The sequence below is a fragment of the Luteimonas pelagia genome, from assembly GCF_054776035.1.
Map to the genome: position 1 here is coordinate 485859 of NZ_BAAHCG010000002.1, position 23440 is coordinate 509298.

Here is a 23440-nt window from a genome sequence, read left to right on the forward strand (position 1 = left end):
TCCGAATGGGCTTCGCACGACCCGCCTCCTTCGCCGCCGCGCTCGCGCTGGGCATCGCGCTCTCCGGACCCGCGTGCGCGGAATCGCCGGCACCCGCATCCGCGCCCGCCACCGCGGCGACGTCCGTCGCGCCCCCGGTGCCGTTGCTGTGGAAGGTGTCCGACGCCGACAACGCGCTCTACCTGCTCGGGTCGTTCCACATGCTCAAGCCGGGCGACTACCCGCTGGCGGGCGACGTGGACGCGGCCCTGGCCGATGCCGAGGTGCTGGTGTTCGAACTGAGCCCCGAGGAGATGGGGTCGCCCGCGCTGGGAATGCAGATGGCGCAGGCGGCGATGCGCACGGACGGCACGACGCTCGATGCACAGGTCGGCGCGGAAGTCGCCGCCAAGCTGGACGCCTGGACGCGCGGCAACGCCGCCGCCCTGTCGGCGATGGGCCTGACGGGCGAAGTGCTGCAGCGCTTCGAGCCGTGGTTCGTCGGCCTGATGGTGTCCGTGCTCGAGATGCAGAAGATGGGCCTGGATCCTGCACTGGGACTTGATCGACATTTCATGGCGCACGCCACCGAGTCCGGCAAGCCGGGCTCCGGGCTGGAGACCGGCGCGCAGCAGATCGCGCTGTTCGACGCGATGGGCGAGCGGGAGCAGGTGCAGATGCTCGAGGAGTCGCTCGACCAGGCGGGGGAGGGCCGCGAGCGCATCGAGGCGCTGCATGCGGCCTGGCGCGCCGGCGACGTGGATCGCCTGTGGACCGGGATGGCGGCCGAACTCAAGCGCGACTACCCGGCGCTGTACCGGAGCATCAACGTCGAGCGCAACGACGCGTGGCTGCCGAAGCTCGCCGCGCGGCTGGACGGCTCGGCCGACGAGGACGTGCTGGTGGTCGTGGGCGCGTTGCACCTGCTCGGCGAGGATGGGGTGGTGGAGAAACTCCGCGACGCCGGCTACGAGGTCGAGCGCATCTGCAGCGCCTGCGAATAGCGCTTCACCTCGCCGCCCCGTAGGAGCGCCTCTACAGGCGCGATTGACAGCCGCGGCATCGGACCCGGGTGGCGCACCATCCGACGCCGCATCGTCGCCGGAGGCATCGCGCGCGTAGGCGCGTTCCTACGAAGGGTCTGGTTTCGGCTGCAGCGAACCAGCGCGCGCGGTGCCGCGCGCGGGGTTCACCCCTGCGGCGGGTCGGCTGGCTCGAGCACGATGCAGTCGACCGGACAGGCGGGCACGCACAGCGCGCAACCGGTGCACAGCGGCTCGACGACGACGTGCATCAGCTTCGACGCGCCGATGATCGCGTCCACCGGGCAGGCCTGGATGCACTTGGTGCAGCCGATGCAGTCGGCCTCGACCACCACGGCCACCTGCGGCGGTACTTGCACGCCGAGCGTGCGGTCGTAGGGCAGGGCGGGCACCCGGAGGACATGCGCCAGCGCCCGGGCGCCGGCGTCGCCGCCGGGCGGACAGCGGTCGGGTCCTGCATCTCCGCGGGCCATCGCCTCCGCGTACGGCCGGCAGCCGCCATAGCCGCATTGCCCGCACTGCGTCTGCGGCAGCAGCCTGTCCAGTCGTTCGACGAGGGGCGGTCGCACGTGCCGTGCGGCGGTGCTCAGCGCACCGGCATGCCCGGCTCGGCGGACGCGTCGGCGCCCAGCAGCGCCAGCGCGCCGGCGTCGAAGCCGGCCGACAGGATCATCCCCTCGCTCAGGCCGAAGCGCATCTTGCGCGGCGCGAGGTTGGCGATGAACACCACGTTGCGGCCGACCAGGTCGCCGGGCGCGTCATAGCTGGCGCGGATGCCGGAGAAGATCTGGCGGCGCCCGAGCGCGCCGGCATCGAGTTCGAACCGCAGCAGCTTGTCCGAGCCCTCGACGAACTCGCACGCGAGCACGCGGCCGATGCGCAGGTCGAGCTTGGCGAAGTCGTCGATGCCGATCACCGCGGCGTCGGCGACCTGCGGCGCATCGGCCTTGGGCGCGGAAGGCTTGGCCGCGGGCGCGGGCGCGTCGATGGTGGGCTTCAGGGTGTCCTTGCTGGCTTCGGTCATGGCGTCGATGCGGTCGGGGTCGATTCGGGTGAAGAGCGGGGCGTAGGGCAGGATCGCGCGGCCGACCAGCGGCGAGGCGACGTCGTCCCAGCGGGCCACGGGCGCGTCGAGGAAGGCCTCGGCGTCCGCGGCGACGCGCGGCAGGACCGGCCTCAGCGCGGCGGCGAGCACGCGGAACAGGTTCAGGCCCTGGGTGCAGATGGCCTGCAGTTCGGCGTCGGCGCCGTCCTCCTTGGCGACCACCCACGGCTTGCGCTCGTCGATCCAGCGGTTCGCCTCGTCGGCGAGCGCCATCGCCAGGCGCAGCGCGGTGGCGGCCTCGTTGCGGCCGTAGGCGGCGGCGATCGGCGCGAGCTCGGCGACGAAGCGCGCGTAGGTGTCCGGCTCCGGCAGCGCATCGGCCAGCCGGCCGTCGAAGCGCTTGGCGATGAAGCCGGCGCAGCGGCTGGCGAGGTTGACGAACTTGCCGACGATGTCGGCGTTCACCCGGGCGATGAAGTCGGCCAAGTTGAGGTCGAGGTCGTCCACGCCGCCCGACGTCTTGGTCGCGAAGTAGTAGCGCAAGGCCTCCGGGTCGAGGCCGGATTCCAGGTAGGTGCGCGCCAGCACGAAGGTGCCGCGCGACTTCGACATCTTCGCGCCGTCCACCGTCAGGTAGCCGTTGACGTGCAGGCGCGTCGGCGCGCGGAAGCCCGCGCTATGCAGCACCGCCGGCCAGAACAGGCCGTGGAAGTTGACGATGTCCTTGCCCAGGAAATGGTGCAGTTCGGCCTCGCTGTCGCGCGCCATCACGTCCATGAAGTCCAGGCCCGCGCGCTCGCACAGCGCCTGGAAGCTCGACAGGTAGCCGATCGGCGCGTCGAGCCAGACGTAGAAGTACTTGCCCGGATGCCCGGGGATCTCGAAGCCGAAGTAGGGCGCGTCGCGCGAGATGTCCCAGGCGCGCAGCCCGCCCTCCGCGTCCAGCCATTCGCGCAGCTTGGCCTTGACGCCCGGCGCGGCCACGTCGCCCGCCAGCCACTGGCGCAGGAAGTCGCTGAACTGGCCGACCTCGAAGAAGAAGTGCTCGGAGGCGCGCAGCTCGGGGCGTGCGCCGCTGACGACCGAGCGCGGGTCGACCAGCTCCGTGGCGTCGTAGGTCGCGCCGCAGGCCTCGCAGTTGTCGCCGTACTGGTCGGGCGTGCCGCAGTTCGGGCAGGTGCCCTTGACGAAGCGGTCGGGCAGGAACATGCCCTGCGCCGGGTCGTAGAACTGCTCGACCTCGCGCCGGGTGATGTGCCCGGTCGCGTCCAGCCGCGCGTACACCGCCTCGGTCAGCGCGCGGTTGCGGTCGGAGTGGGTCGAGTCGTAGTGGTCGAAGGCGACGCCGAAATCCGCGAAGTCCCGCTCGTGCGCGGCCTGCATGCCTGCGATGTAGGCCTCCGGCGTGGTGCCCGCCTTCTGCGCGCCCAGCATGATCGGCGTGCCGTGGGTGTCGTCGGCGCACACGAAATGCACCGCGTCCCCGGACATCCTGCGCGCCCGGACCCAGATGTCCCCTTGGACGTAGCCCACCAGGTGCCCGAGATGCAGCGGCCCGTTGGCGTACGGCAGGGCGCAGGTGACGAGGGCTTGGCGGGGCATGGGGACGGGCGGCGGCGGAGCGGCCGGCGATTATCGCACGCGGCCCGCGCGCGGCCGGTGCGGCGGCGGGCCCTCGGAAAGCGAACGACCCGGCAACTGCCGGGCCGTTCGCGAACCGGGATGCAAGGCGCGCGTGCTACTCGCGCACCCACACCTGCTCGCGGCAGAAGAACGCGATGCAGCCCGACACGCCGAGGCGGTCCTCGCCCATCAGTTCGAGCTTGGCCTTGTAGTCCTTGCCCTTGGCGGGGTCGAGGATGCGGCCGCCGGCGAACGCGCCGCCGCCCTGGTCGCGCAGGCCCCACAGGATGGTCATGCCCTTCACCGGCTTGTCCTTGTTGGCGCCGGTGCACTGGTCGCAGACCGGGTTCGGGCCGCGGGTCGAATGCAGGATCTCGGCGACGCGACCGACGAGGGTGCCGTCGGCGGCCTGGCTGATCTCGACGATCGACTTCACCTTGCCGGTCTCGTCGTCGATGGTCTTCCAGCGGCCGACGGGCGACTGGGCCTGCGCCGAGAAGGCCGCGACGAGCAGCGGAAGGGCGATCACGGACGCGATCGAACGGATGCGCATAGGGCGACTCCCCCGAGGGCCGCGGAATGCGGCGGAACGCGGCGTTTATACCGCATCCGCCGGCGCATGGAAGCCCGCGCGGCCCCTACAATGTCCGGATGGATGAACGGAACGGATCGGAAGGCGCGCTCGCCGACGCGATCGGCGCGATCGTCGAGCCCGCGAGCGGACAGACGCTCGCCGCCACGGGCGCCCGCGTGCGCGTGGCCGGCGCGGGCGAGGGCGTCGCGGTGGAGATCGTGGCGGGGTTCCCCTGCGCCTCGTGGCGCGAGCCGCTCGAGGCGGCGGTCCGCGCGCAGGTCGAGGCGGCCGGGAAGCGGCTGGCCCGGTTCGCGCTGCTGCACCGGATCGCCGCGCACGCGCCGCAGGGCACGCTGGCGCCCCTGGCACGCGTGCGCAACGTCGTCGCGGTCGGCGCCGGCAAGGGCGGGGTCGGCAAGTCGACGGTCGCGGCCAACCTGGCGCTCGCGCTGGCGGCCGAGGGCGCGCGCGTCGGCCTGCTCGACGCGGACGTCTACGGCCCGAGTATTCCGACCATGCTCGGCCTGTCCGGCCGTCCGGACAGTCCCGACGGCCAGGCGATCGAGCCGATGCACGCGCATGGCGTGGAGGCGATGTCGATCGGCCTGCTGGTCGAGGCGGACACGCCCATGATCTGGCGCGGCCCGATGGCGACGTCCGCCCTCACGCAGTTGCTCGAGCAGACCCTGTGGGGCGGTGACGCGGGCCTCGACTACCTGGTCGTCGACCTGCCGCCCGGCACCGGCGACATCCAGCTCACGCTCGCCCAGAAGATCCCGGTCGCCGGCGCGGTCGTCGTGACCACGCCGCAGGACGTGGCGACCCTCGACGCGCGCAAGGCCCTGCGCATGTTCGAGAAGGTCGAGGTGCCGGTGCTCGGCCTGGTGGAGAACATGGCGGTGCACCGGTGCACGCACTGCGGCCACGTGGAACACGTGTTCGGCGAAGGCGGCGGCGCGCGGATGGCGGCGGCCTACGGCACGCCCCTGCTCGGCAGCCTGCCGCTGGAGCGGGCCGTCCGCGAGCAGGGCGACGCCGGCGTGCCGGTGGTGGCGGCCGCGCCCGGATCGGCCGCCGCGCGGGCCTTCCGCGACACCGCCCGGCACGTCGCCGTCCGCCTGGCGATGCGGCCGCGCGCACCCACCGCGATCTCGGCCGCGTTGATGGGTTGAGGACGGCCCGCGCGACGGGTTGCTGCACCGCAGCAGAAGCGTGACCCGCGCCGCCAGGAAAACGTGTCGTGGATCACATTAAATGGGCCGCAGGCGGCTCATGCGGGTCTTCCGCCCGGCCATGCTGCAGTGCGGCGTGCGCGCCGCCCCGGCTTGCCTCCCGATGCGCGGGCCGCCCCCTTCCGGCGGCGTTGCGACACCTACCCGGGGGAACACCTACGTGAAGCACCACCTGTCCATTTCGGCGCTTTCCGGCGCCGTGCTGGCCGCGCTTGCGCTCGCCAGCCCCGCCCACGCCGCGGGCCGTCCCGACCTGGCCCTGCGCGGCCTGCAGGCCGGCAAGCCCCACGTCCAGGGCGAAGTCATCGTCCAGTTCCGCGCCGGCACCGATGCCGTCGCGCGGTCCAGCGTCCGCAAGAGCTTCGGCCTCGTCGACGTCGAGCGCGTCCGTCCGGCCGGGAAGGGCGCGGGCGAGCTGTCCGTCATGCGCGTGCCCGCCGGGCAGAGCGTGGCCGATGCCGTGCGCCGCCTGTCGGCGGTGTCGTCGATCGACTACGTCGAGCCGAACTGGATCTACTCGCATGCGGCGACCTCGAACGACACGTACGCCACCAGCGGCCAGCTGTGGGGCATGTACGGCGACGCGTCGTCGCCGGCCAACGCCTACGGTTCGCAGGCCGCGGAAGCGTGGGCGTCCGGCCACACCGCCTGCACGGGCGTGGTCGTCGGCGTGATCGACGAGGGCATCTACTGGCAGCACGAGGACCTGGCCGCCAACATCTGGACCAACCCGTACGACCCGGTCGACGGCGTGGACAACGACGGCAACGGCTACGTCGACGACACCCGCGGCTGGGACTTCGACGGCAACTCGAACAACATCAATTCCGGCGGCGCCAACGACGACCACGGCACGCACGTGGCCGGCACGATCGCCGGCGTGGGCGGCAACGGCAAGGGCGTGGCCGGCGTGTGCTGGAGCGGCGTCAAGGTCATCAACGCGCGCTTCCTGGGACGTCGTGGCGGCACCACCGCCAACGCGATCAAGGCGGTTGACTACATGACCGACCTGAAGACGCGCCACGGCCTGAACCTGGTCGCCACCAACAACTCGTGGGGCGGCGGCGGCTTCTCGCAGAGCCTGCAGGATGCGATCGGCCGGGCCCAGTCCGCGGGCATCCTCTTCATCGCCGCGGCGGGCAACAGCGCGTACGACAACGACGCGCAGGCCAGCTACCCGTCCAACTACCCGAACGCCAACGTCATCGCCGTCGCCTCGACGACCAGCACGGGCGGGCTGTCGAGCTTCTCGCAGTGGGGCGCCACGACCGTGGACCTGGGTGCGCCGGGCTCGGGCATCTGGTCCACGGTGCCCAAGAGCTCCAAGGGCAGCGTGGTGTCGGGGTATGCCAGCTACAACGGCACGTCGATGGCGACGCCCCACGTGACCGGCTGCGCGGCGCTGTACGCGTCCTCGCACCCGGGCGCGTCCGCGACCGACATCAAGGCGGCGATCCTGTCCGCCGCGGTGCCGACGCCGTCGCTGAGCGGCAAGGTGCTCACCGGCGGCCGGCTGAACTGCAGCAGCTTCTGACCGGAGCGGTCCATGCAGGGGCCCGGCGCACGCGCCGGGCCTTTGCGTTCCACGGCGGCGCTGCCCGTAGAATGCGCGTTCCTCCGCACGGGCCGACCGCATGACCATCAAGTCCGACCGCTGGATCCGCCGGATGGCGGCCGACCACGGGATGATCGAGCCCTTCGAGCCGGGCCAGGTCAAGCAGGACGGGGCGGGGCAGCGGATCGTCAGCTTCGGCACGTCGAGCTACGGCTACGACGTGCGCTGCTCGCGCGAGTTCAAGGTCTTCACCAACATCAACTCCACCATCGTCGACCCGAAGCACTTCGACCCGGGCAGCTTCGTGGACGTCGACTCGGACGTGTGCATCATCCCGCCGAATTCGTTCGCGCTGGCGCGCACGGTCGAGTACTTCCGCATCCCGCGCGACGTCCTCGTCGTATGCCTGGGCAAGAGCACCTACGCGCGCTGCGGCATCATCGTGAACGTCACGCCGCTCGAGCCCGAGTGGGAGGGGCACGTGACGCTGGAGTTCTCCAACACCACGCCGCTGCCGGCGCGCATCTACGCGGGCGAGGGCGTGGCGCAGATGCTGTTCTTCCAGTCCGACGAGGCCTGCGAGACCTCCTACCGCGACCGCGGTGGAAAGTACCAGGGCCAGACCGGCGTCACCCTCCCGCGGACCTGACCCGCCGGCAGGGGCCGTCCCCCCGCGTAGGAGCGCCTCTACAGGCGCGAATGCCCTGCGCCGAAGGCATCCGCACCGACATCGTCCTTCCTGCGGACGCTGGAATCCGTCGACCCCGGTCCCGGATGCAATCGCGCGCGGAGGCGCGCTCCTACGGGGCGCGGCGGAGGGGCGTCAAGGGCGCTGGTAGGTGACGAAGAAGCCTTCCAGGTCGCCGTTCTCGATGTACGGCTCGACGCTGACCACGCGGTAGCCCTGCGCGGCGAACGCGCCGTGCGCGCGGCTCAGGTCGTTGGCCGCGCCCGAGCGGCGGAAGCCCCAGGTGGCGTCGACCCAGATGGTGACGGCCGGCATGCCCTCGCGCGCCGCCTCCGTGGCGGCCTCGGACGGACTCTTGCCGAACAGCGCGGCGTCGGCCGGCGTGGCGACCAGCGCAAGGGAAAGCAGGGCGGGGGCGAACAGGTGGCGCATGGCAGGCTCCGGGTTCAGTGTTCGGCGCCGGCGGCGACGCGGTCGTCCCCGTCGCCCGCGAGCGCGCAGCGCAGCGCGATGCGCAGCCCCTCGGCCACGGTGTCGACCGGCAGGCTGGGCGCGCCCGGATGGTACGCGGCCAGCGCCGGCGAATACGGAACGTGGATGAAACCGGCGCGCACGCGCGGCTGGCGGCGCAACGCGTGCATCAGGCCGTAGAAGGCGTGGTTGCAGACGTAGGTACCGGCGGTCTGCGAGACCTCGGCCGGGATGCCGGCCCGCCGCAGCGCCAGCAGCGTGCGCTTGAGCGGCAGGGTCGAGAAATACGCCGCCGGTCCGCCCGCGACCACCGGCGCGTCCACCGGCTGCGCGCCGGCGTTGTCCGGGATGCGCGCGTCGTCGACGTTGATCGCCACGCGCTCGAGCGAGAGCTGCGGGCGGCCGCCGGCCAGGCCCACGCAGACCACTGCGGCGGGGCGCGTCTCGCGCAGGGCCGCGCGCAGCGTGCGCAGGGACGCGCCGAATTCGACCGGCAGTTCCCGTGCCTCGATCCGGTGCCCCGACACGCGCCGGCCCGCCAGCAACGCGACCGCCTCCAGGCTCGGGTTGCCCGTGTCGCCACCGAACGGCGCGAACCCGGTCAGCAGCACGGTGCGGGCGGCGTCAGCCATGGCGGAAGGCGATCAGGTACATCAGCCCGATGTTGCACAGGAGCAGCACCGCGCCGGTGGCCCACTGCGCCCGGATCACGCCGTACGGATCCTTCAGCTCCAGCAGCGCGGCCGGCACCAGGTTGAAGTTGGCGGCCATCGGCGTCATCAGGGTGCCGCAGTATCCGGACAGCATGCCGATGGCCGCGAGCGAAGCGGCCTCGGCACCATGCAGTTCGACCAGCAGCGGCAGCGCGATGCCGGCGGTCATGACGGGGAAGGCCGCGAACGCGTTGCCCATGATGATGGTGAACACCGCCATGCCCAGCGCGTAGGCGACCACCACCACGAAGGCGTTGTCGACCGGCACCACCGCGCGCACGAGGCCGGCGACCGCGTCGCCCACGCCCGCCGCCTCGAACACGCTGCCGAGCGTGGCCAGCAGCAGCGGCAGCAGCGCCGCCCAGCCGATCGCGTCGACCAGCCGGCGCGACTGTTCGACGGCGCTCCACGGCGTCTGCCGCGTCAGCCGGCACGCGGCGGCGAGCGCCACCACGCAGGCGAGCGCGAGCGACACCAGGGTCACGTTCGCGGGATCCAGCAGCGGCGTGCCGGCGATCGAGACGTGCTTCAGGCCCAGCGCGCCGGCCAGGGTCACCGCCGGGATGAGCAGCGCCGGCCCGAACAGGCGGTTGCCCAGGCGCATCGCCTCGGCGCGCTTCTCCGCCGCGGGCGCCTCGTCGTAGCGGCCGGTGCGCAGCCCGCCCAGGCCCGCGAGCAGCGCGAGCACCACGACCGCGATGCCCACGAGCCGCGCGGGCATCTCGCCGGCGGCGAAGAGCAGCAGCGCGATCAGGCCCCAGAACAGGGCGGTCGTGTGCCGGCGCGGATTGCCGGTGTCGCGCCAGCCGCGCCACGCGAGCGCGGCCAGGTAGCCGCCGAGCAGCCAGTAGACGAAGCCCAGCCCGATCACGGGGACGATTCCGTGTCCGGGGCCGTGCCGGCCACAGGCGATGCCACGGGGTCGCGGTCCGGCGCGGCGAGCCGCCGTGCCAGCCGGCGTTCGAACCGCGCCACGCGCGTCGCGTGGATGGTGAACGCGCAAATCGCCGTCGGGATGCCCCACAGCGCGATCTCCAGCGGCTCCAGGGCGATGCCGTGCTCCGCGAAGAAGCCCTGGATGAGCAGCACCGCGCCGAACGCGATGAAGATGTCCTCGCCGAAGAACAGGCCGACGTTGTCCGTGCCGGCCGACATCGCCCGGATGCGTTCGCGCTCGTCGTCGGGCAATCGGCCATGGCGCTGTTCCGCCGCGCCCTCGGCCATCGGCGCGAGCAGCGGCCGCACCGTCTGCGGATGGCCGCCCAGGCTGTGCAGGCCGAGCGCGGCCGCCAGCTGGCGCATGAGCAGGTACGCGACCAGCAGTCGGCCGAGCGTCGCCCCGCGCAGGCGCGCGATCCAGGCCTGGGCATGCTCCTTCAGGCCATGGCGCTCCAGCAGGCCGACGACCGGCAGCGTGGCCAGGAAGAGCAGCAGGTAGCGCTTCTCCGTGAACGAGGTGCCCAGCACGTCGAGCACGTCCAGCGGCGACAGGCCCGCGGCCAATCCCGTGACGAAGCCCGCGGCGACCACCACCATCGCCGGGTTCAGCCGCATCGCGAAGCCGGCGACGACGACCGCCACGCCGACCAGGGGCCAGTAGTTCACGAGGCGGCCCCGAACGTGCGCACGTCCACCCCGGCGGTTTCCAGCGCCCCGCGCAGCGCACGCGCGAAGGCGGCCGCGTCGTCGCGGTCGCCATGCAGGCAAAGCGTGTCGGCGCGCAGCGCGAGCACCGCGCCGCCGGGCAGCACCAGCCGTCCGTCCCGCGCCAGGGCGAGCGCCTGCGCGACCGACGCCGACAGGGTGTCCAGCACGGCGCCCGGTGCGCCGCGGGGCAGGAGCCGGCCATCGGGCGCATAGCCGCGCTCGGCGAACACTTCATGCGCCACGCGCAATCCGGCCGCTTCACCGGCGCGCGCGAGTGCCGAACCGGACAGGGCGTAGAGGACGAGCGCGGCATCGTGCGCGCGGACGGCGGCGACGATCGCCTCCGCCGCGGCCACGTCATGCCCCGCGCGGTTGTACAGCGCGCCGTGCGGCTTGACGTGCACCAGCGGCACGCCTTCCTCCGCGGCGATGCCGGCGAGCTGCGCCAGCTGGCTGGCGACGAGGTCATGGACCGCTTCCGGCGCGAGGTCCAGCTCGCGGCGGCCGAACGCGGGCCGGTCCGCGTACCCGGGGTGCGCCCCGGCCGCCACGCCGTGTGCCGCGCACAGGCGCAACGTCGCGCGCATGGTGTCCGCGTCACCGGCGTGGCCACCGCAGGCGATGCTCGCCGAAGTCAGGTGGGGAATGATCGCGGCGTCGTCGCCGCAGCCTTCGCCCAGGTCGCAATTGAAGTCGATCCGCGCCATCGGGGTCACGTGCCGGGTCCGGGGCGAGCCTAGGCGGTGGCGCGGGGCACCGCAATCACGGCCCGCGTCCATCCCGGCGCGCGGCGATCGCCCACCGCAGCCTCGCCAGCCGCGCGCGGTGCGCGGTGGCCAACGCGCGTGCACCGGCCGCATCCACCGGTTCGAAGCGCAGCGTGTCGCCCGGCCGGGCCTGCGCCAGGCGGGCGAGGTCCGACCCGACCACCGCGCCGAGCCGCGGGTAGCCGCCGGTCGTCTGCGCGTCGGCCAGCAGCACGATCGGCTGGCCATCCGGAGGCAACTGGATGGTGCCCGGGGCGACCGGCCCGGAAATGCGGTCCACGCCATCGGTCGCCAGCGCCTCGCCGGCCAGGCGCAGGCCCTGGCGGTCGCTGCGCGGTTCCACCCGCCATGCACGCGTCGCCAGGCCGTGCACCGTCGCCGCATCGCCTGCGTCGGCCGGGACGAAGCGGATGGGCGCGTGCGCCGGCACGTCGTGCGCCGGATCGATCCACCAGGACGTCGCGCGCGGCACGTCGACGGGGGTGGGCGCCGGCGCGTCGCCCAGCACCAGCCGGTCGCCACGCTTCAGCGCACGGCCCGCCACGCCGCCGAACCCGCCGCGCAGGTCGGTCGCGCGGCTTCCAAGCATGAGGGGAACGTCGATCCCGCCCGCGAACGCGATCCACGCGCGCACGCCGGACGTCACCGCGACGAGATGGAGCAGGCCCGCGGGCAGGTCCACGGGGCGCTGCGCGGGCACGGCGTGCGCGTGGCCGCCGGCATCCTCGAAGCGGGCCTCCACCGTGCCGCCGCAGATCGCGATCCGCGTCGGTCGATGCAGGCGGAGCATCGGGCCCTGGAGCGTGGCCTCGAGCACGGCGGCACCCGGCGGGTTGCCCACCAGCCCGTTCGCCAGCGCCGCGGCGTCCGGGTCGAGCGCACCCGCGAGGCCGACGCCGAGATGCCGCCATCCGCGCCGCCCCGCATCCTGCACTGTCGTCAGCAGGCCCGGTGCGAGCACGTCGAGCACCGTGGCGCCAGGCGCCGCCACGGACACCGGGCCGTGTTGCATCGAGCTCGCTTCCGGCGGTGGCGAAGCATCCGGGTCGCCTGCGTGGTTGGCCTCGCGCGGCAGGAAACGCACGCGGTCGCCGGGCGCCAGCAACGCGGGCGGGTCGCGTGCCGGATCGAACAACCGCAATGGCGTGCGCCCCAACAGGCGCCAGCCGCCCGGGCCCTCGCGCGGGTAGATGCCGGTCTGCGCGCCGCCGATCGCCACGCTGCCCGCCGGCACGTGCGTGCGCGGCGTCGCCAGGCGCGGCAGGGCGAGCGCCGGATCCAGGCCGAGCAGATAGGGGAAGCCGGGTGCGAAACCGATCATCGCGACGGTGTAGTCGCCGGCGGCGTGGCGCGTCGCCAGGGCGTCCGGGGACAGGCCGAGTTCGGCGGCCGCGGTCGCGAGGTCCGGCCCCCCGTCGCCGCCGTAGGCCACCGGGATCTCGACCGGCCGCGGCGCGCTCCCGGCGACATCGCCGCCGCGCACCGGCAGGCGGGCGTCGAGCCACGCACCGATCGCGTCGGCATCGTCCCGCGAGGCGTCGAAGAAGACGGCCAGGCTCGCGTAGGCCGGCACCAGGTCCACCAGCCAGCCGGGCGCGTCGGCGCGGATCGCTGCCGCGAGTGCATGGACCCGCGCGTTGCACCCGGAATCGATCCGGTCACCGAGCCGCAGCAGCCAGGCGTCGTCGGCGAGGCGTTCGCGCACGGGTCCCGCGCCCCTCACGCGGCAAGCGCCTCCCGGAGCCGGCGCACGCGGTCGGCAAGCAGCTCCGGCGTGTACGGGCGCGCATCCGCCTGCCCCCACACGGGGCGCGGCCAGGCGATGTCCTCGCGGAAGCGCGCGATCACGTGCACGTGCAGTTGCGGCACGAGGTTGCCCAGCGCCCCGACATTGAGCTTGTCGGGCGAGAACGCGTCGCGGAGCGCCCGGCTGGCGCGCGCGACCTCCTCGACGAGCCGCTGCTGGAGCGGCGCGGGCAGGTCGAGCAGTTCCACCGCGCCGGCCACGCGGGGCACGAGGATCAGCCAGGGGTGGTTGGCGTCGTCCATGAGCCGCACCTCGCACAGCGGCCAGTGGTCGACGGGATGGGTGTCGTCCGCCAGCCGGGGATCGAGCTGCCAGGGTCCTTCGGTCGTCATTGCGGCGTCCCCGGGTCGAGCGCGTCGGCGAGGAAGTCGATCGTGCGGTCCCATGCGAGGCGCGCCGACGCAGGGTGGTGCACGCGCGGGTCGACGTCCCGGTTGAAGGCGTGGCCGGCGTCCGGATACACGTGGACGGTGGCGTGCGCGAGGCGGTCGCGGTGCAGGTCGATGTCTTCGACCGGGATGCTCGCGTCGCGGCCGCCGAAGTGGAGCAGCAGGGGCGCGGGCCGGCCCGCGGGGCGCTCCTCGAGGAAGGGCACGCTGCGCGCGCCGTAGTAGCCGACGGCGGGCAGCCCGAGGCGCAGGTTGCACAGCAGCGCCACGCTGCCGCCCCAGCAGAAGCCGACCACGCCGGCCCGGTGGCCCGCTTCGCGCAGCCAGCGCGCCGCCGCGCCGGCGATGTCCACCGCCGCGTCGTAGCCGAGCTCGGAGACCAGTTCCCGTCCGCGGACGACGCCGGCGTCGTCGTAGCCGAGTTCGGTGCCGGGCCGCAGCGGGTCGAACATGGCCGGGGCGAGCGCGCTGAAGCCGGCCCGGGCGAACCGGTCGGCCACCTCGCGGATGTGCGGGGTGACGCCGAAGATCTCCTGCACCACCACCACGCCGCCGCGCGCTGGGCGGTCGGGGCGGGCGTGCCAGGCGCGGACCGGGCCGCGCGGCGTGTTCAGGTCGAGCCATTCGCTCATGGTCGGTGTCCTCCGAAGGCGGCTCGGGTGGGGGGGCCGTGGGCGCGGGGCCCCTGGGGCGAATGTCCCCCGGCTACGGCCTGCGGCCTTCGCCTCCTCCTTGATTTCGCCCCAGGGGCCCCGCGCCCACGGGGCCGGGGCCATTCACTTTACGCCGCGTGCCGGCTGGTGCGGATGGCTATACTGCGCGCCCCTTCGACGTCCCCGCGGCGTGGCCGCCGGCCGCGTCGTCATCGCCATGCCCGCGACCACGCCCCCCAATCCCAAGGTCGGCTTCGTCAGCCTCGGCTGTCCGAAGGCCCTGGTGGATTCCGAGCGCATCCTCACTCAGCTGCGGGTCGAGGGCTACGACCTGGTGCCGACCTACGACGATGCGGACGTGGTGGTGGTCAACACCTGCGGCTTCATCGATTCGGCGGTGGCCGAGTCGCTGGATGCGATCGGGGAGGCGATGGCGGAGAACGGCAAGGTCATCGTGACCGGGTGCCTGGGCAAGCGTGCGGACGTGATCCGCGAGGCGCATCCGGGCGTGCTGTCGATCAGCGGTCCGCAGGACTACGCCAGCGTGATGGACGCGGTGCACGCGGCGCTGCCGCCGAAGCACGATCCCTTCGTGGACCTGGTGCCGGCGCCGCGACTGACGGGCGAGGACTACGCGTCGGGCATCAAGCTGACGCCGAAGCATTACGCGTACCTCAAGATCTCCGAGGGGTGCAACCACCGCTGCAGCTTCTGCATCATTCCGAGCATGCGCGGCGACCTGGTGTCGCGGCCGGTGGACGCGGTGCTGCGCGAGGCCGAGCGGCTGGTGCGGGGCGGCGTGCGCGAGTTGCTGGTGGTGTCGCAGGACACGTCGGCGTACGGCGTCGACCTGCGCTATGCGGAGCGCGAGTGGAGCGGCCGTGCGTACGCCACGCGGATGAAGGCGCTGTGCGAAGGGCTGTCGGAACTCGGCGTCTGGACGCGTTTGCACTACGTGTATCCGTATCCGCACGTGGACGACATCATCCCGCTGATGTCGGAGGCGGGCGTCCACGGGATGCCGAAGTTGCTGCCGTACCTGGACATTCCGTTCCAGCACGCCAGCCCGCGGATCCTCAAGCTGATGAAGCGGCCGGGCGCGGTCGAGAAGACGCTCGAGCGGGTGCAGCGCTGGCGCGCGGCGTGCCCGGAACTGACGATCCGCTCCACGTTCATCGTGGGCTTCCCGGGCGAGACGGAGGCGGAGTTCGAGGCGTTGCTCGATTTCCTCGACGAGGCGCAGCTCGACCGCGTGGGTGCATTCGCCTACTCGCCGGTCGAGGGCGCGGCGGCCAACGCGCTGCCCGACCCGGTGCCCGAGGCGGTCAAGCAGGCGCGGCTGGCGCGCTTCATGGAGCGGCAGGCCGCGATCTCGACCGCGCGCCTCGAGGCGAAGGTCGGCACGGTGCAGCGCTGCATCGTCGACGCGATCGACGGCGAGCTGGCGATCGCGCGTTCGATGGCCGACGCGCCGGAGATCGACGGCCTGGTGCAGGTGCAGGACGGCGCCGCCGCCGGCCTGGTGCCGGGCGATTTCGTCGACGTGGAGATCATGGGCAGCGACGAGCACGACCTGTTCGGCGAGGTCGCCGTCGTCGACGAACTCCCGGTCCTCGCGGGCTGACGCAACGCGCGCGTCATGCGCGTTTCACCGCGGCCGAATGCCGGACGCTGCAGGATCGACGGCTCCCCCATCCCGGAGCCGGCCATGGCCAGCACCCCCAAGCGCATCGCCATCCTCGCCACCCACGGGTTCGAGCAGTCCGAGCTGCAGAAGCCGCTCGAGACCCTGCGCGGCGCGGGCTTCCACGTCGACGTGGTCTCGCCCGAGGACGGGACCATCAAGGGCTGGAAGGGCAAGGACTGGGGCGATGAGGTGCCCGTCGACGTGTCGCTGTCCAAGGCGAAGCCGGACGACTACGACGCGTTGGTGCTCCCCGGTGGCGTGATCAATCCCGACAAGCTGCGCATGGACAAGTCAGCGGTCGAGTTCGTGCGAGGGTTCGACAAGGCGGGCAAGCCGCTGGCCGCGATCTGCCACGGCCCGTGGCTGTTGGCCGAGGCCGGCGTGGCCAAGGGCAAGGCCGTCACCTCGTGGCCGTCGATCCGCACGGACCTGGAGAACGCCGGCGGCAAGTGGCGCGACGAGGAAGTCGTGCGCGACGGCCACCTCATCACCAGCCGCAAGCCGGACGACATCCCTGCCTTCTCCCAGGCCGTCATCGACGCGCTCGGCTGAGCCGGTGCGGTTGGCGCACGGCGGCGCTCAGTCGCCGTACTCGACCGCGCCGATCACGAAGGTGGCGTCGCCGCCCGGCAACCTGACGTGCACCTCGTCGTCGACGCGGCGGCCCAGCAGGGCGCGGGCGAGCGGGGCGTCGACGCTGATCCAGCCGCGCTTCGCGTCGGTCTCGTCGGGGCCGACGATGCGGTAGCGGCGCGGTTCGCCGCCCTCGACCGGGTCCAGTTCGACGATCGCGCCGAAGAACACCTTTTCCGGGTCCGTCGGCCCCGTCTCGACGACCTTCAGCACCTGCAGGCGCTTGCCGAGGTAGCGGACCCGGCGGTCGATGCCGCCGAGCTGCTTCTTGCGGTACGTGTACTCCGCGTTTTCCGAGCGGTCGCCCTCGGCGGCGGCCGCGGCGAGCGCACGCACGACCTCGGGGCGCTGCACGCGCCACAGGTCGTCGAGTTCGGCCTTCAGGCGGTCGTGGCCCTCGCGGGTGATGACCGCCGTCGACGAGGGCGCGGGTGGCCGCCAGCGACCCACGTCAGCCGGCCGGCGCGGCCGCGGCGGGCGAGGCCGGGATGTACTCGAGCGGCGAGCCCGGCCCGATCGGCAGCCCGAAGGCCATCCAGATCGAGAACAGGATCGTCCAGCCGATCAGGAACACGATCGAGTACGGCAGCATCACCGCGATCACCGTGCCGATGCCGGCCTTGGGCTCGTAGCGCTGCAGGAAGGCGATGATCAGCGCGAAGTAGCTCATCATCGGCGAGATGATGTTGGTCACCGAGTCGCCGATGCGGTAGCCGATCTGGGTCAGCTCCGGCGAGTAGCCCAGCAGCATGAACATCGGGATGAACACCGGCGCCATCAGTGCCCACTTCGCCGACGCCGAGCCCATGAACAGGTTGGCGAACGCGCTGAGCACGATGAAGGCCGCGAACAGCACGATCCCCGGCAGCTGCAGTTCGGCCAGCAGGCCGGCGCCGTTGACCGCGAAGATCAGGCCCAGCTGGGTCCAGTTGAAGAACGCCACGAACTGCGCGGCGAAGAACACCAGCACCAGGTACACGCCGAGCGTGCTCATGCTCTGGCCCATGCCCTTGATGACGTCCTCGTCGCTCCTGATGGTCCCCGCGCCGACGCCGTAGGCCACGCCGGCGACCACGCCGTACAGGAAGATCAGCGCGACGATGCCCTGCAGGAACGGCGAGTTCAGCAGGTCGCCGGTCTCGGGGTTGCGCAGGAAACCGTCGGCGGGGACCGTGCCCCACAGCAGGAGCGCGGTGACCGCCGCCGAGGCGACCAGCGCGAACAGCAGGCCGCGCTTCTCCTCGCGGCTCATCGGCTCGATCTCGCCCTCCGCGCTCGCCTTCGGCGCGTCCGGGAAGCGGCGCGCGACGAAGCGCTCGGTCACCCACCAGCCCAGGCCGGTGACCACGAACGTCGAGACGATCATGAAGTACCAGTTCGCCGCGGGGCTGACGGTGTAGTCCGGATCGATGATCCGGGCCGCTTCCTGCGACAGGCCGGCGAGCAGCGGGTCGATCGTGCCCAGCAGCAGGTTGGCCGAGTAGCCGCCGGACACGCCCGCGAACGCCGCGGCCATGCCGAGGATCGGATGGCGGTTGGCGGCGAGGAACACCAGGCCCGCGAGCGGCACCAGCAGCACGTAGCCGATCTCGCTGGCCATGTTCGACATGACGCCCGCGAACACCATCACCGGGGTGAGCAGGTAGCGCGGCGCGGCCAGCACGAGCTGCCGCAGCGCGGCGCCGATCAGGCCGGAATGCTCGGCCACGCCGATGCCGATCAGGCTCACCAGCACGGTGCCCAATGGCGCGAAGCCGGTGAAGTTGGTGACCAGCCCGGTCAGGATCCGGTGCAGGCCCTCGATGCTCATCAGGTTGACCGGCGTGATGGTCTCGCCGGTGGTCGGGTGCTGCACCGACATCGCGAACTGCGAGGCGACCCACGACAGCACCACGACCAGCACGGCCAGGATCGCGAACAGCGTCGCCGGGTGGGGCAGGGCGTTGCCGCCGCGTTCGACGATCGACAGGAAGCGGTCCATCGCGGACGGGCGGCCCGTGGTCGGGGCGTTGGCGGGAGGCGCGGGGGGCGTCGGCGTGCTCATCGGGCGTCGGCGGTCCTGTGGCGGGGCCGTCGACGGCCCGGGGGCGCCGAGTCTAACGGGTGGTGGGGGGCGCGCCGGCGTCCCGGGTTGCGCCGCGCGCCGGCACGCGGGGTCAGCGGCTGCCGGTGATCCCGCCCAGCACGCCGCGCAGGATGCGGCGCCCGATCTGGCTGCCGATCGTGCGCGCCGCCTGCTTGGCCATCGTCTGGGCGACGCCCTGGCGCCGCTTGGTGCCCCACAGCCATTCATTGACGGTCCTGCCGAAGCCGCCTTCGCCTTCCGCGTCCCGTGCCCCGTCGCGGGCCGGCGGCGCGCCGGCCTGGCTTGCCGCGGCCTCCGCCTTCGCCGCGAGCATCTCCTCGGCCGACTCGCGATCCACGGCGGTGTCGTACTTCGCACCCACCGGGCTGCCGGCGCGCACCTGCATGCGTTCGGCCTCGGTGATCGCGCCCATGCGGCAGCGGGGCGGGGCGACGAGCGTGTGCTCGACGGGCATCGGGATGCCCTTGTCCTGCAGGGTGGACACGAGCGCCTCGCCGACGCCGAGCCTGCCGATCGTGGCCGCGACGTCGAGCCCCGGATTCGGCACGAAGGTCTCGGCCGCCGTCCGCACCGCCTTCTGGTCGCGCGGTGTGTAGGCGCGCAACGCGTGCTGGAAGCGGTTGCCGAGCTGGCCGAGGATGTCGTCGGGCACGTCGTCCGGGAACTGCGAGCAGAAATACACGCCCACGCCCTTGGAACGGATGATCCGCACCACCTGCTCGACGCGCTGGACCAGGGCAGGCGGCGCGTCGTCGAACAGCAGGTGCGCCTCGTCGAACACGAACACCAGCTTCGGCTTGTCCAAGTCGCCCACTTCCGGCAACCGCTCGAACAGCTCCGACAGCAGCCACAACAGGAAGCTGGAGTACAGGCGCGGCCGCAGAACCAGCTGGTCCGCCGCCAGGATGTTGACCACGCCGCGGCCGTCGTGGGTGGTGCGCATGAGGTCGTGCAGGTCGAGCGCGGGCTCGCCGAAGAACTGCGCGCCGCCGTCCGACTCCAGGCGCAGCAGGGCCCGCTGGATCGCGCCGATCGAGGGGGTGCTGACCAGCCCGTACTGCGTGGACACGGCCTTGCGCTCCTCGGCCACGAGGTTGAGCAGTGCGCGCAGGTCGTCCAGGTCGAGCAGCAGCAGGCCGCGGTCGTCGGCCAGCCGGAACACGATGTCCATCACGCCCGACTGGGTGTCGTTGAGTTCGAGGATGCGCGAGAGCAGCGCGGGCCCCATCTCGCTGACCGTCGTGCGCACCGGGTGGCCGAGCTTGCCGAACAGGTCCCAGAAGACCGTCGGGTTGCCTTCGGGGACGTGGCCGTCGAGCCCGATCGCGGCGACGCGTTCGTCGATCTTCCCGTTCGGCGTGCCGGGCACCGCCAGGCCCGCCACGTCGCCCTTCACGTCGGCGAGGAACACCGGCACGCCGAGGCGCGAGAACCCCTCCGCGAGCACCATCAGCGTCACCGTCTTGCCGGTGCCCGTGGCACCGGCGACCAGGCCATGGCGGTTGCCGTAGCGCGGCTGGAGGTGGACCTGCCGGCCTTCGCCGGCGCCGGGCGGGAGCGACTTGCCGATGACGATGGGGTCCATGCGGGTTCCGGTCGGGACGGTCCGGCGATTCTAGCCACGGGCCACGGCCACGCGGCGCGGCCTCGCGACCGGCCCGCCGGGCGATGAACGGGGCGACGCGTGGTGGTTGAACCGCGCGCGAACCGGGGCCTAACCTGCGCGTCCCCCCGTCGAACGACCTTGCGATGCATTCGAACCGTCCCGTCGCCCCGATCCTGGCCGCCGCGATCGCCGCGGTCCTGTTCCTCGCCGGCGCGGACGCGCTCGCGCAATCCCGGCAGCAGCGTGCCGCCGATGCGCTGCAGGCGCGCATGGCCGCGGCGGAACAGCGCTACCGCGACGCCCTGGTCCGGATCGGCAACAGCGACCCCGGTGGCCAGGCAGAAGCCGACGCGGCGCTGGAGGACATGGAGGACGTCATCGTCGCGTGCGGGCGCCAGCGTGGCTGCCATCCCGCCGACATGCTCGCGACCCTGAAGGGCCTGCTGAAGGAGCGTGCCGACGCGCACGGCGCGCCCCTGGCCGAGGCCGATGCGACGCACGATCCATCCGACCCGGATCCGGACCACGCCGCGCCTTCGGTCGACCCGCGCGAGGCGGCGCGCGCCACCGGGCTGCTGGCCGACGGCCACCGGTTCGACGACCTGGTGGCGATGAATCCCGCCGTGCAGGCCGGCATCCGCCGCTGGCTGACCGACATGCGCCCGGCGCTGATGGACAGCTACGAGAACTACCAGTACCTGCGCCCGCTCATGTGGCCCTACTACGAGCGCGCCGGGCTGCCCGAGGCCCTCCTGTTCGGGATCATGGCCAAGGAGTCGAACGGGCGCGTGCATTCGACCTCGCGCGCCGGCGCGGCTGGGCCGATGCAGTTCATGCATGCCACCGGGGTGCGCTTCGGGCTGGGGCGCGACGCCTCCGGCTTCGACACGCGCTACGACCCGCGGGCCTCCGCGCGGGCGAGCGTCGACTACCTCAACGAGCGCCTGCGCGAGCTCAACAACAGCATCGAACTGGCCCTGGCCGGCTACAACGGCGGCGAGGGCCGCGCGCGGCGCGCGTTCCAGGACAGCGGCGGCCGCGGCTTCTGGGAAGCCCAGGTCCACGGCGCGTTCCCGCCCGAAACCCAGGACTACGTGCCGATGGTGATCGCGGCGGCCTGGCTGTACCTGCATCCCCGCCAGTACGGCATCGACTTCCCCGAGGTCGACGCGCGGCCCGCGAAGCTGCGCCTGGAGCGTCCCGCGTCGATCTACGCGCTCACGATCTGCCTGGGCAACAACGGCACGCGCGACGGCTACATGCGCGTGCTGCGGAACCTCAATCCGAAGTACCAGGCCGACACCTACCTGCCTGCGGGCGCCACCCTGGACGCGACCGTCGACATCGCGCGCGCCTACGAGCGCTGGTGCGACCGTGGTCCGCGCGCCGATCTCGCGCAGCAGCTCGTGAGCGCGATCCCCGAGCACGCGATCGTGCGCGGGAGCGCGCCGTTGCCCGCCGGCCGGAACGTGGCGGCGCCCGTCGCCGTGCAGGCGCCTGCCCGCCGCTACACCGTCCAGCGCGGCGAGACGCTGCACACCGTGGCGCGCAAGTTCGAGTGCGAGATGGCGGAGCTGGCGCGCGCGAACGGACTGGCGCCCCCGCGCTACGACATCGCGCCCGGGCAGTCCCTCGAGCTACGCGGCTGCGAAGGCTGAGCCGCGCCGCGGCGGCGCGGGCAGCCGCGTCGCCAGCCGCTCGCCGAGCCGGACCGGGGCCTGCGCCGCCAGCTCGGGGGCGAGTGCCGCGGCCCCCGCGGGCAGCAGCACGATCACGGTGGAGCCGTAGTTGAAGCGCGCCATCTCGTCGAAGCGGTCGAGCACGACGTCGCGGTCGCGCCAGTCCTTCACGACCACGCCGCTGCCATAGGGCGGGATCTCCACGCCGCTCCAGACGGTCTCCACGCCCGAGACCAGCATCGCGCCGACCATGACCACCGCCATCGGGCCGAAGTCGCAGTCGAAGTGGCAGACGAGGCGCTCGTTACGCGCGAACAGCCGCGACACCGCGCCGACCGCGTCCGGCCCCACCGAGAACAGGCGCCCGGGCACGTGCACGGTTTCGCGCAGCTTGCCCGCCCACGGCATGTGGACGCGGTGGTAGTCGCGCGGCGACAGGTACACGGTGGCGTAGCGGCCGCCCTCGAACGCATCGGCCATGCCCGCGTCGGCGAGGAGCTGCGCGGTGGTGAAGCCCCGGCCCTTGGCCTGGAAGATGTGGCCGCGCTCGGCGTGCTGCACCCGCGCGTCCGCCCGTCCGATCGGGCCGCACTCGCTGATCCGCCCGTCCGCGGGCATCAACAGCGCCAGCGGATCCGGATCCGGCGTGCGCGCGCCCGGGCGCAGGGCGCGGGTGAAGAAGGCATTGAAGCTGGGATACGCGGTCGGGTCCGGCTCGGCGGCCTCCGACAGGTCGACGTCGAAGTGCGACACGACCGTGTCGATCAGCCTCTGCTTGACTCCCGGGCGGGTGGAGTAGGCCAGCTTGCGCGCACCCCAGGACAGCAGGCGGTGCGGCAGGAGGCGGGTGAGTTGCGTACCGAGGCTCACCCGCCGGCCCCGGTCAGCGCGCGCAGGTCGGCGGCGATCGCGGCCGGGTCGAACGGCGGTCGCAGCAGGCCGGCCATCCGGCCCTGCGGGTCGAGCACCGCGAGCGTGGCGGAGTGGTCGACGCTGTACTGGTCGGCGGGCACGCCGTCGGGCGGCGGCACCTTCATGAACACCATGCCCAGGGCGGTGGCGAGGTCCTCGAGCATCGGTACCGGCCCGGTCGCGGCCAGCGTGTCGGCATGGAAGTGATGCGCGTACTCCCCGATCTTCGCCGGCGTGTCGCGTTCCGGATCCACCGAGACGAACAGGATCCGCGGCCGGATCGACGCGGGCATGTCCTCCCAGCGCTTCTGCGCCTGGGCCATCTGCGCGAGCGTCATCGGGCAGACGTCCGGGCAGTGTGTGAAGCCCAGGAACACCACCGTCCACTGCCCGCGCAGTTCGCCGGGCACCAGGCGGGTGCCGTCGGACTGGGCGAGGTCGAAGTCGGGCAGCGGCCGGGGCGCGGGCAACAGGCGCACGGCCTGGAGCGCAGGCCCGGGCGACGGGGCGGGGGCGAAGAAACGCTGCCCGGCGAGCAGCCCGATGCCGGCCGCCAGTGCGACGACGAGGACGATGAGCGTGGTGCGGTTGAACATGGCGGTGGATGATACCGGCCCGCGGGCGCCACCTATAGGCGCACCTATAATTGCG

23 protein-coding genes are annotated in these 23440 nt (G+C 72.8%); 7 read left to right on the forward strand and 16 right to left on the reverse strand.

Translation table 11 applies throughout. The annotated features are described in order from the left end of the window. The first annotated feature begins 5 nt into the window (after window positions 1-5). The gene (locus tag ACYU7H_RS07500; protein ID WP_460813573.1) at window positions 6-983 is read left to right on the forward strand and encodes a TraB/GumN family protein; all 978 of its coding nucleotides are present in this window, start codon (window positions 6-8) and stop codon (window positions 981-983) included. Window positions 984-1168: 185 nt separating this feature from the next. Here ACYU7H_RS07500 and rnfB read toward each other — a convergent pair whose 3' ends face one another. The 3 genes from rnfB to ACYU7H_RS07515 form a co-directional block, all read right to left on the reverse strand. Continuing rightward, window positions 1169-1612, reverse strand: a complete 444-nt coding sequence (gene rnfB / locus ACYU7H_RS07505; RefSeq protein ID WP_460813989.1) for an Rnf electron transport complex subunit RnfB — start codon at window positions 1610-1612, stop codon at window positions 1169-1171. Further along, entirely contained in the window at window positions 1609-3669 is a 2061-nt protein-coding gene (gene metG, locus ACYU7H_RS07510) for a methionine--tRNA ligase (RefSeq protein WP_460813575.1), read from the reverse strand. The genes rnfB and metG overlap by 4 nt, the downstream gene beginning before the upstream one ends. 136 nt (window positions 3670-3805) lie before the next feature. Next, window positions 3806-4243: a DUF2147 domain-containing protein gene (locus tag ACYU7H_RS07515; RefSeq protein WP_460813577.1), complete on the reverse strand. Its 438-nt coding sequence runs from the start codon at window positions 4241-4243 to the stop codon at window positions 3806-3808. Window positions 4244-4341: 98 nt separating this feature from the next. Here ACYU7H_RS07515 and apbC point away from each other — a divergent pair, with 98 nt between their 5' ends. From apbC to dcd, 3 genes are all read left to right on the forward strand, one after another. After that, window positions 4342-5436 (forward strand): iron-sulfur cluster carrier protein ApbC, encoded by a 1095-nt coding sequence (gene apbC / locus ACYU7H_RS07520; RefSeq protein ID WP_460813579.1) that lies wholly within the window; start codon window positions 4342-4344, stop codon window positions 5434-5436. Between the two features lie 220 nt (window positions 5437-5656). Further along, window positions 5657-7030 carry a S8 family peptidase gene (locus ACYU7H_RS07525; protein ID WP_460813581.1) on the forward strand — a complete coding sequence of 458 codons (1374 nt, stop codon included), beginning with the start codon at window positions 5657-5659 and terminating at the stop codon, window positions 7028-7030. 100 nt (window positions 7031-7130) lie between these two features. Continuing rightward, window positions 7131-7700 carry a dCTP deaminase gene (dcd, locus tag ACYU7H_RS07530; RefSeq protein ID WP_460813582.1) on the forward strand — a complete coding sequence of 190 codons (570 nt, stop codon included), beginning with the start codon at window positions 7131-7133 and terminating at the stop codon, window positions 7698-7700. 174 nt (window positions 7701-7874) lie between these two features. Here dcd and ACYU7H_RS07535 read toward each other — a convergent pair whose 3' ends face one another. The 8 genes from ACYU7H_RS07535 to ACYU7H_RS07570 are packed head-to-tail and all read right to left on the reverse strand — an operon-like array spanning window position 7875 to window position 14165. Further along, window positions 7875-8171, reverse strand: coding sequence for a hypothetical protein (locus tag ACYU7H_RS07535; RefSeq protein WP_460813584.1), 297 nt, complete (start codon window positions 8169-8171; stop codon window positions 7875-7877). A gap of 14 nt (window positions 8172-8185) precedes the next feature. Then, window positions 8186-8842 carry a pyroglutamyl-peptidase I gene (gene pcp / locus ACYU7H_RS07540; protein WP_460813585.1) on the reverse strand — a complete coding sequence of 219 codons (657 nt, stop codon included), beginning with the start codon at window positions 8840-8842 and terminating at the stop codon, window positions 8186-8188. Continuing rightward, complete coding sequence (locus tag ACYU7H_RS07545) at window positions 8835-9794, reverse strand: DUF979 domain-containing protein (RefSeq protein ID WP_460813587.1); 960 nt, start codon at window positions 9792-9794, stop codon at window positions 8835-8837. Before ACYU7H_RS07545 ends, pcp begins: the two co-directional genes overlap by 8 nt. After that, window positions 9791-10528, reverse strand: coding sequence for a DUF969 domain-containing protein (locus ACYU7H_RS07550; protein ID WP_460813588.1), 738 nt, complete (start codon window positions 10526-10528; stop codon window positions 9791-9793). The genes ACYU7H_RS07545 and ACYU7H_RS07550 overlap by 4 nt, the downstream gene beginning before the upstream one ends. Continuing rightward, window positions 10525-11277, reverse strand: coding sequence for a 5-oxoprolinase subunit PxpA (locus ACYU7H_RS07555; protein ID WP_460813990.1), 753 nt, complete (start codon window positions 11275-11277; stop codon window positions 10525-10527). The genes ACYU7H_RS07550 and ACYU7H_RS07555 overlap by 4 nt, the downstream gene beginning before the upstream one ends. 55 nt (window positions 11278-11332) lie before the next feature. After that, a complete protein-coding gene (pxpB, locus tag ACYU7H_RS07560; RefSeq protein ID WP_460813589.1) occupies window positions 11333-13042 on the reverse strand; it encodes a 5-oxoprolinase subunit PxpB in 1710 nt (569 codons plus the stop codon). Window positions 13043-13056: 14 nt separating this feature from the next. Further along, window positions 13057-13476 (reverse strand): HIT family protein, encoded by a 420-nt coding sequence (locus ACYU7H_RS07565; protein ID WP_460813591.1) that lies wholly within the window; start codon window positions 13474-13476, stop codon window positions 13057-13059. Continuing rightward, window positions 13473-14165, reverse strand: a complete 693-nt coding sequence (locus ACYU7H_RS07570) for a dienelactone hydrolase family protein (RefSeq protein WP_460813592.1) — start codon at window positions 14163-14165, stop codon at window positions 13473-13475. Before ACYU7H_RS07570 ends, ACYU7H_RS07565 begins: the two co-directional genes overlap by 4 nt. Window positions 14166-14403: 238 nt before the next feature. Between ACYU7H_RS07570 and rimO the strand changes: the two genes are divergently transcribed. Both rimO and ACYU7H_RS07580 read left to right on the forward strand, forming a co-directional pair. Further along, window positions 14404-15810, forward strand: coding sequence for a 30S ribosomal protein S12 methylthiotransferase RimO (rimO, locus tag ACYU7H_RS07575; protein ID WP_460813992.1), 1407 nt, complete (start codon window positions 14404-14406; stop codon window positions 15808-15810). Window positions 15811-15894: 84 nt separating this feature from the next. Beyond that, entirely contained in the window at window positions 15895-16425 is a 531-nt protein-coding gene (locus ACYU7H_RS07580; protein WP_460813594.1) for a type 1 glutamine amidotransferase domain-containing protein, read from the forward strand. A gap of 27 nt (window positions 16426-16452) precedes the next feature. Here the strand turns inward: ACYU7H_RS07580 and greB are convergent, their stop codons facing one another. From greB to ACYU7H_RS07595, 3 genes are all read right to left on the reverse strand, one after another. Beyond that, on the reverse strand, window positions 16453-16956 hold the full coding sequence (gene greB, locus ACYU7H_RS07585) for a transcription elongation factor GreB (RefSeq protein WP_460813595.1): 504 nt from the start codon (window positions 16954-16956) through the stop codon (window positions 16453-16455). A gap of 1 nt (window position 16957) precedes the next feature. After that, the gene (locus tag ACYU7H_RS07590) at window positions 16958-18550 is read right to left on the reverse strand and encodes an AbgT family transporter (protein ID WP_460813597.1); all 1593 of its coding nucleotides are present in this window, start codon (window positions 18548-18550) and stop codon (window positions 16958-16960) included. 112 nt (window positions 18551-18662) lie between these two features. Then, window positions 18663-20177, reverse strand: coding sequence for a helicase HerA-like domain-containing protein (locus ACYU7H_RS07595; protein WP_460813599.1), 1515 nt, complete (start codon window positions 20175-20177; stop codon window positions 18663-18665). Between the two features lie 164 nt (window positions 20178-20341). Here ACYU7H_RS07595 and ACYU7H_RS07600 point away from each other — a divergent pair, with 164 nt between their 5' ends. Further along, window positions 20342-21856 (forward strand): transglycosylase SLT domain-containing protein, encoded by a 1515-nt coding sequence (locus tag ACYU7H_RS07600; protein WP_460813601.1) that lies wholly within the window; start codon window positions 20342-20344, stop codon window positions 21854-21856. On the opposite strand, the gene asd is transcribed toward ACYU7H_RS07600, so the two are convergent. Both asd and ACYU7H_RS07610 read right to left on the reverse strand, forming a co-directional pair. Continuing rightward, window positions 21836-22747 carry an archaetidylserine decarboxylase gene (gene asd / locus ACYU7H_RS07605; RefSeq protein ID WP_460813603.1) on the reverse strand — a complete coding sequence of 304 codons (912 nt, stop codon included), beginning with the start codon at window positions 22745-22747 and terminating at the stop codon, window positions 21836-21838. The two genes, ACYU7H_RS07600 and asd, sit on opposite strands and share 21 nt — an antisense overlap. Beyond that, a complete protein-coding gene (locus ACYU7H_RS07610; protein ID WP_460813604.1) occupies window positions 22744-23385 on the reverse strand; it encodes an SCO family protein in 642 nt (213 codons plus the stop codon). Before ACYU7H_RS07610 ends, asd begins: the two co-directional genes overlap by 4 nt. Window positions 23386-23440 lie beyond the last annotated feature (55 nt).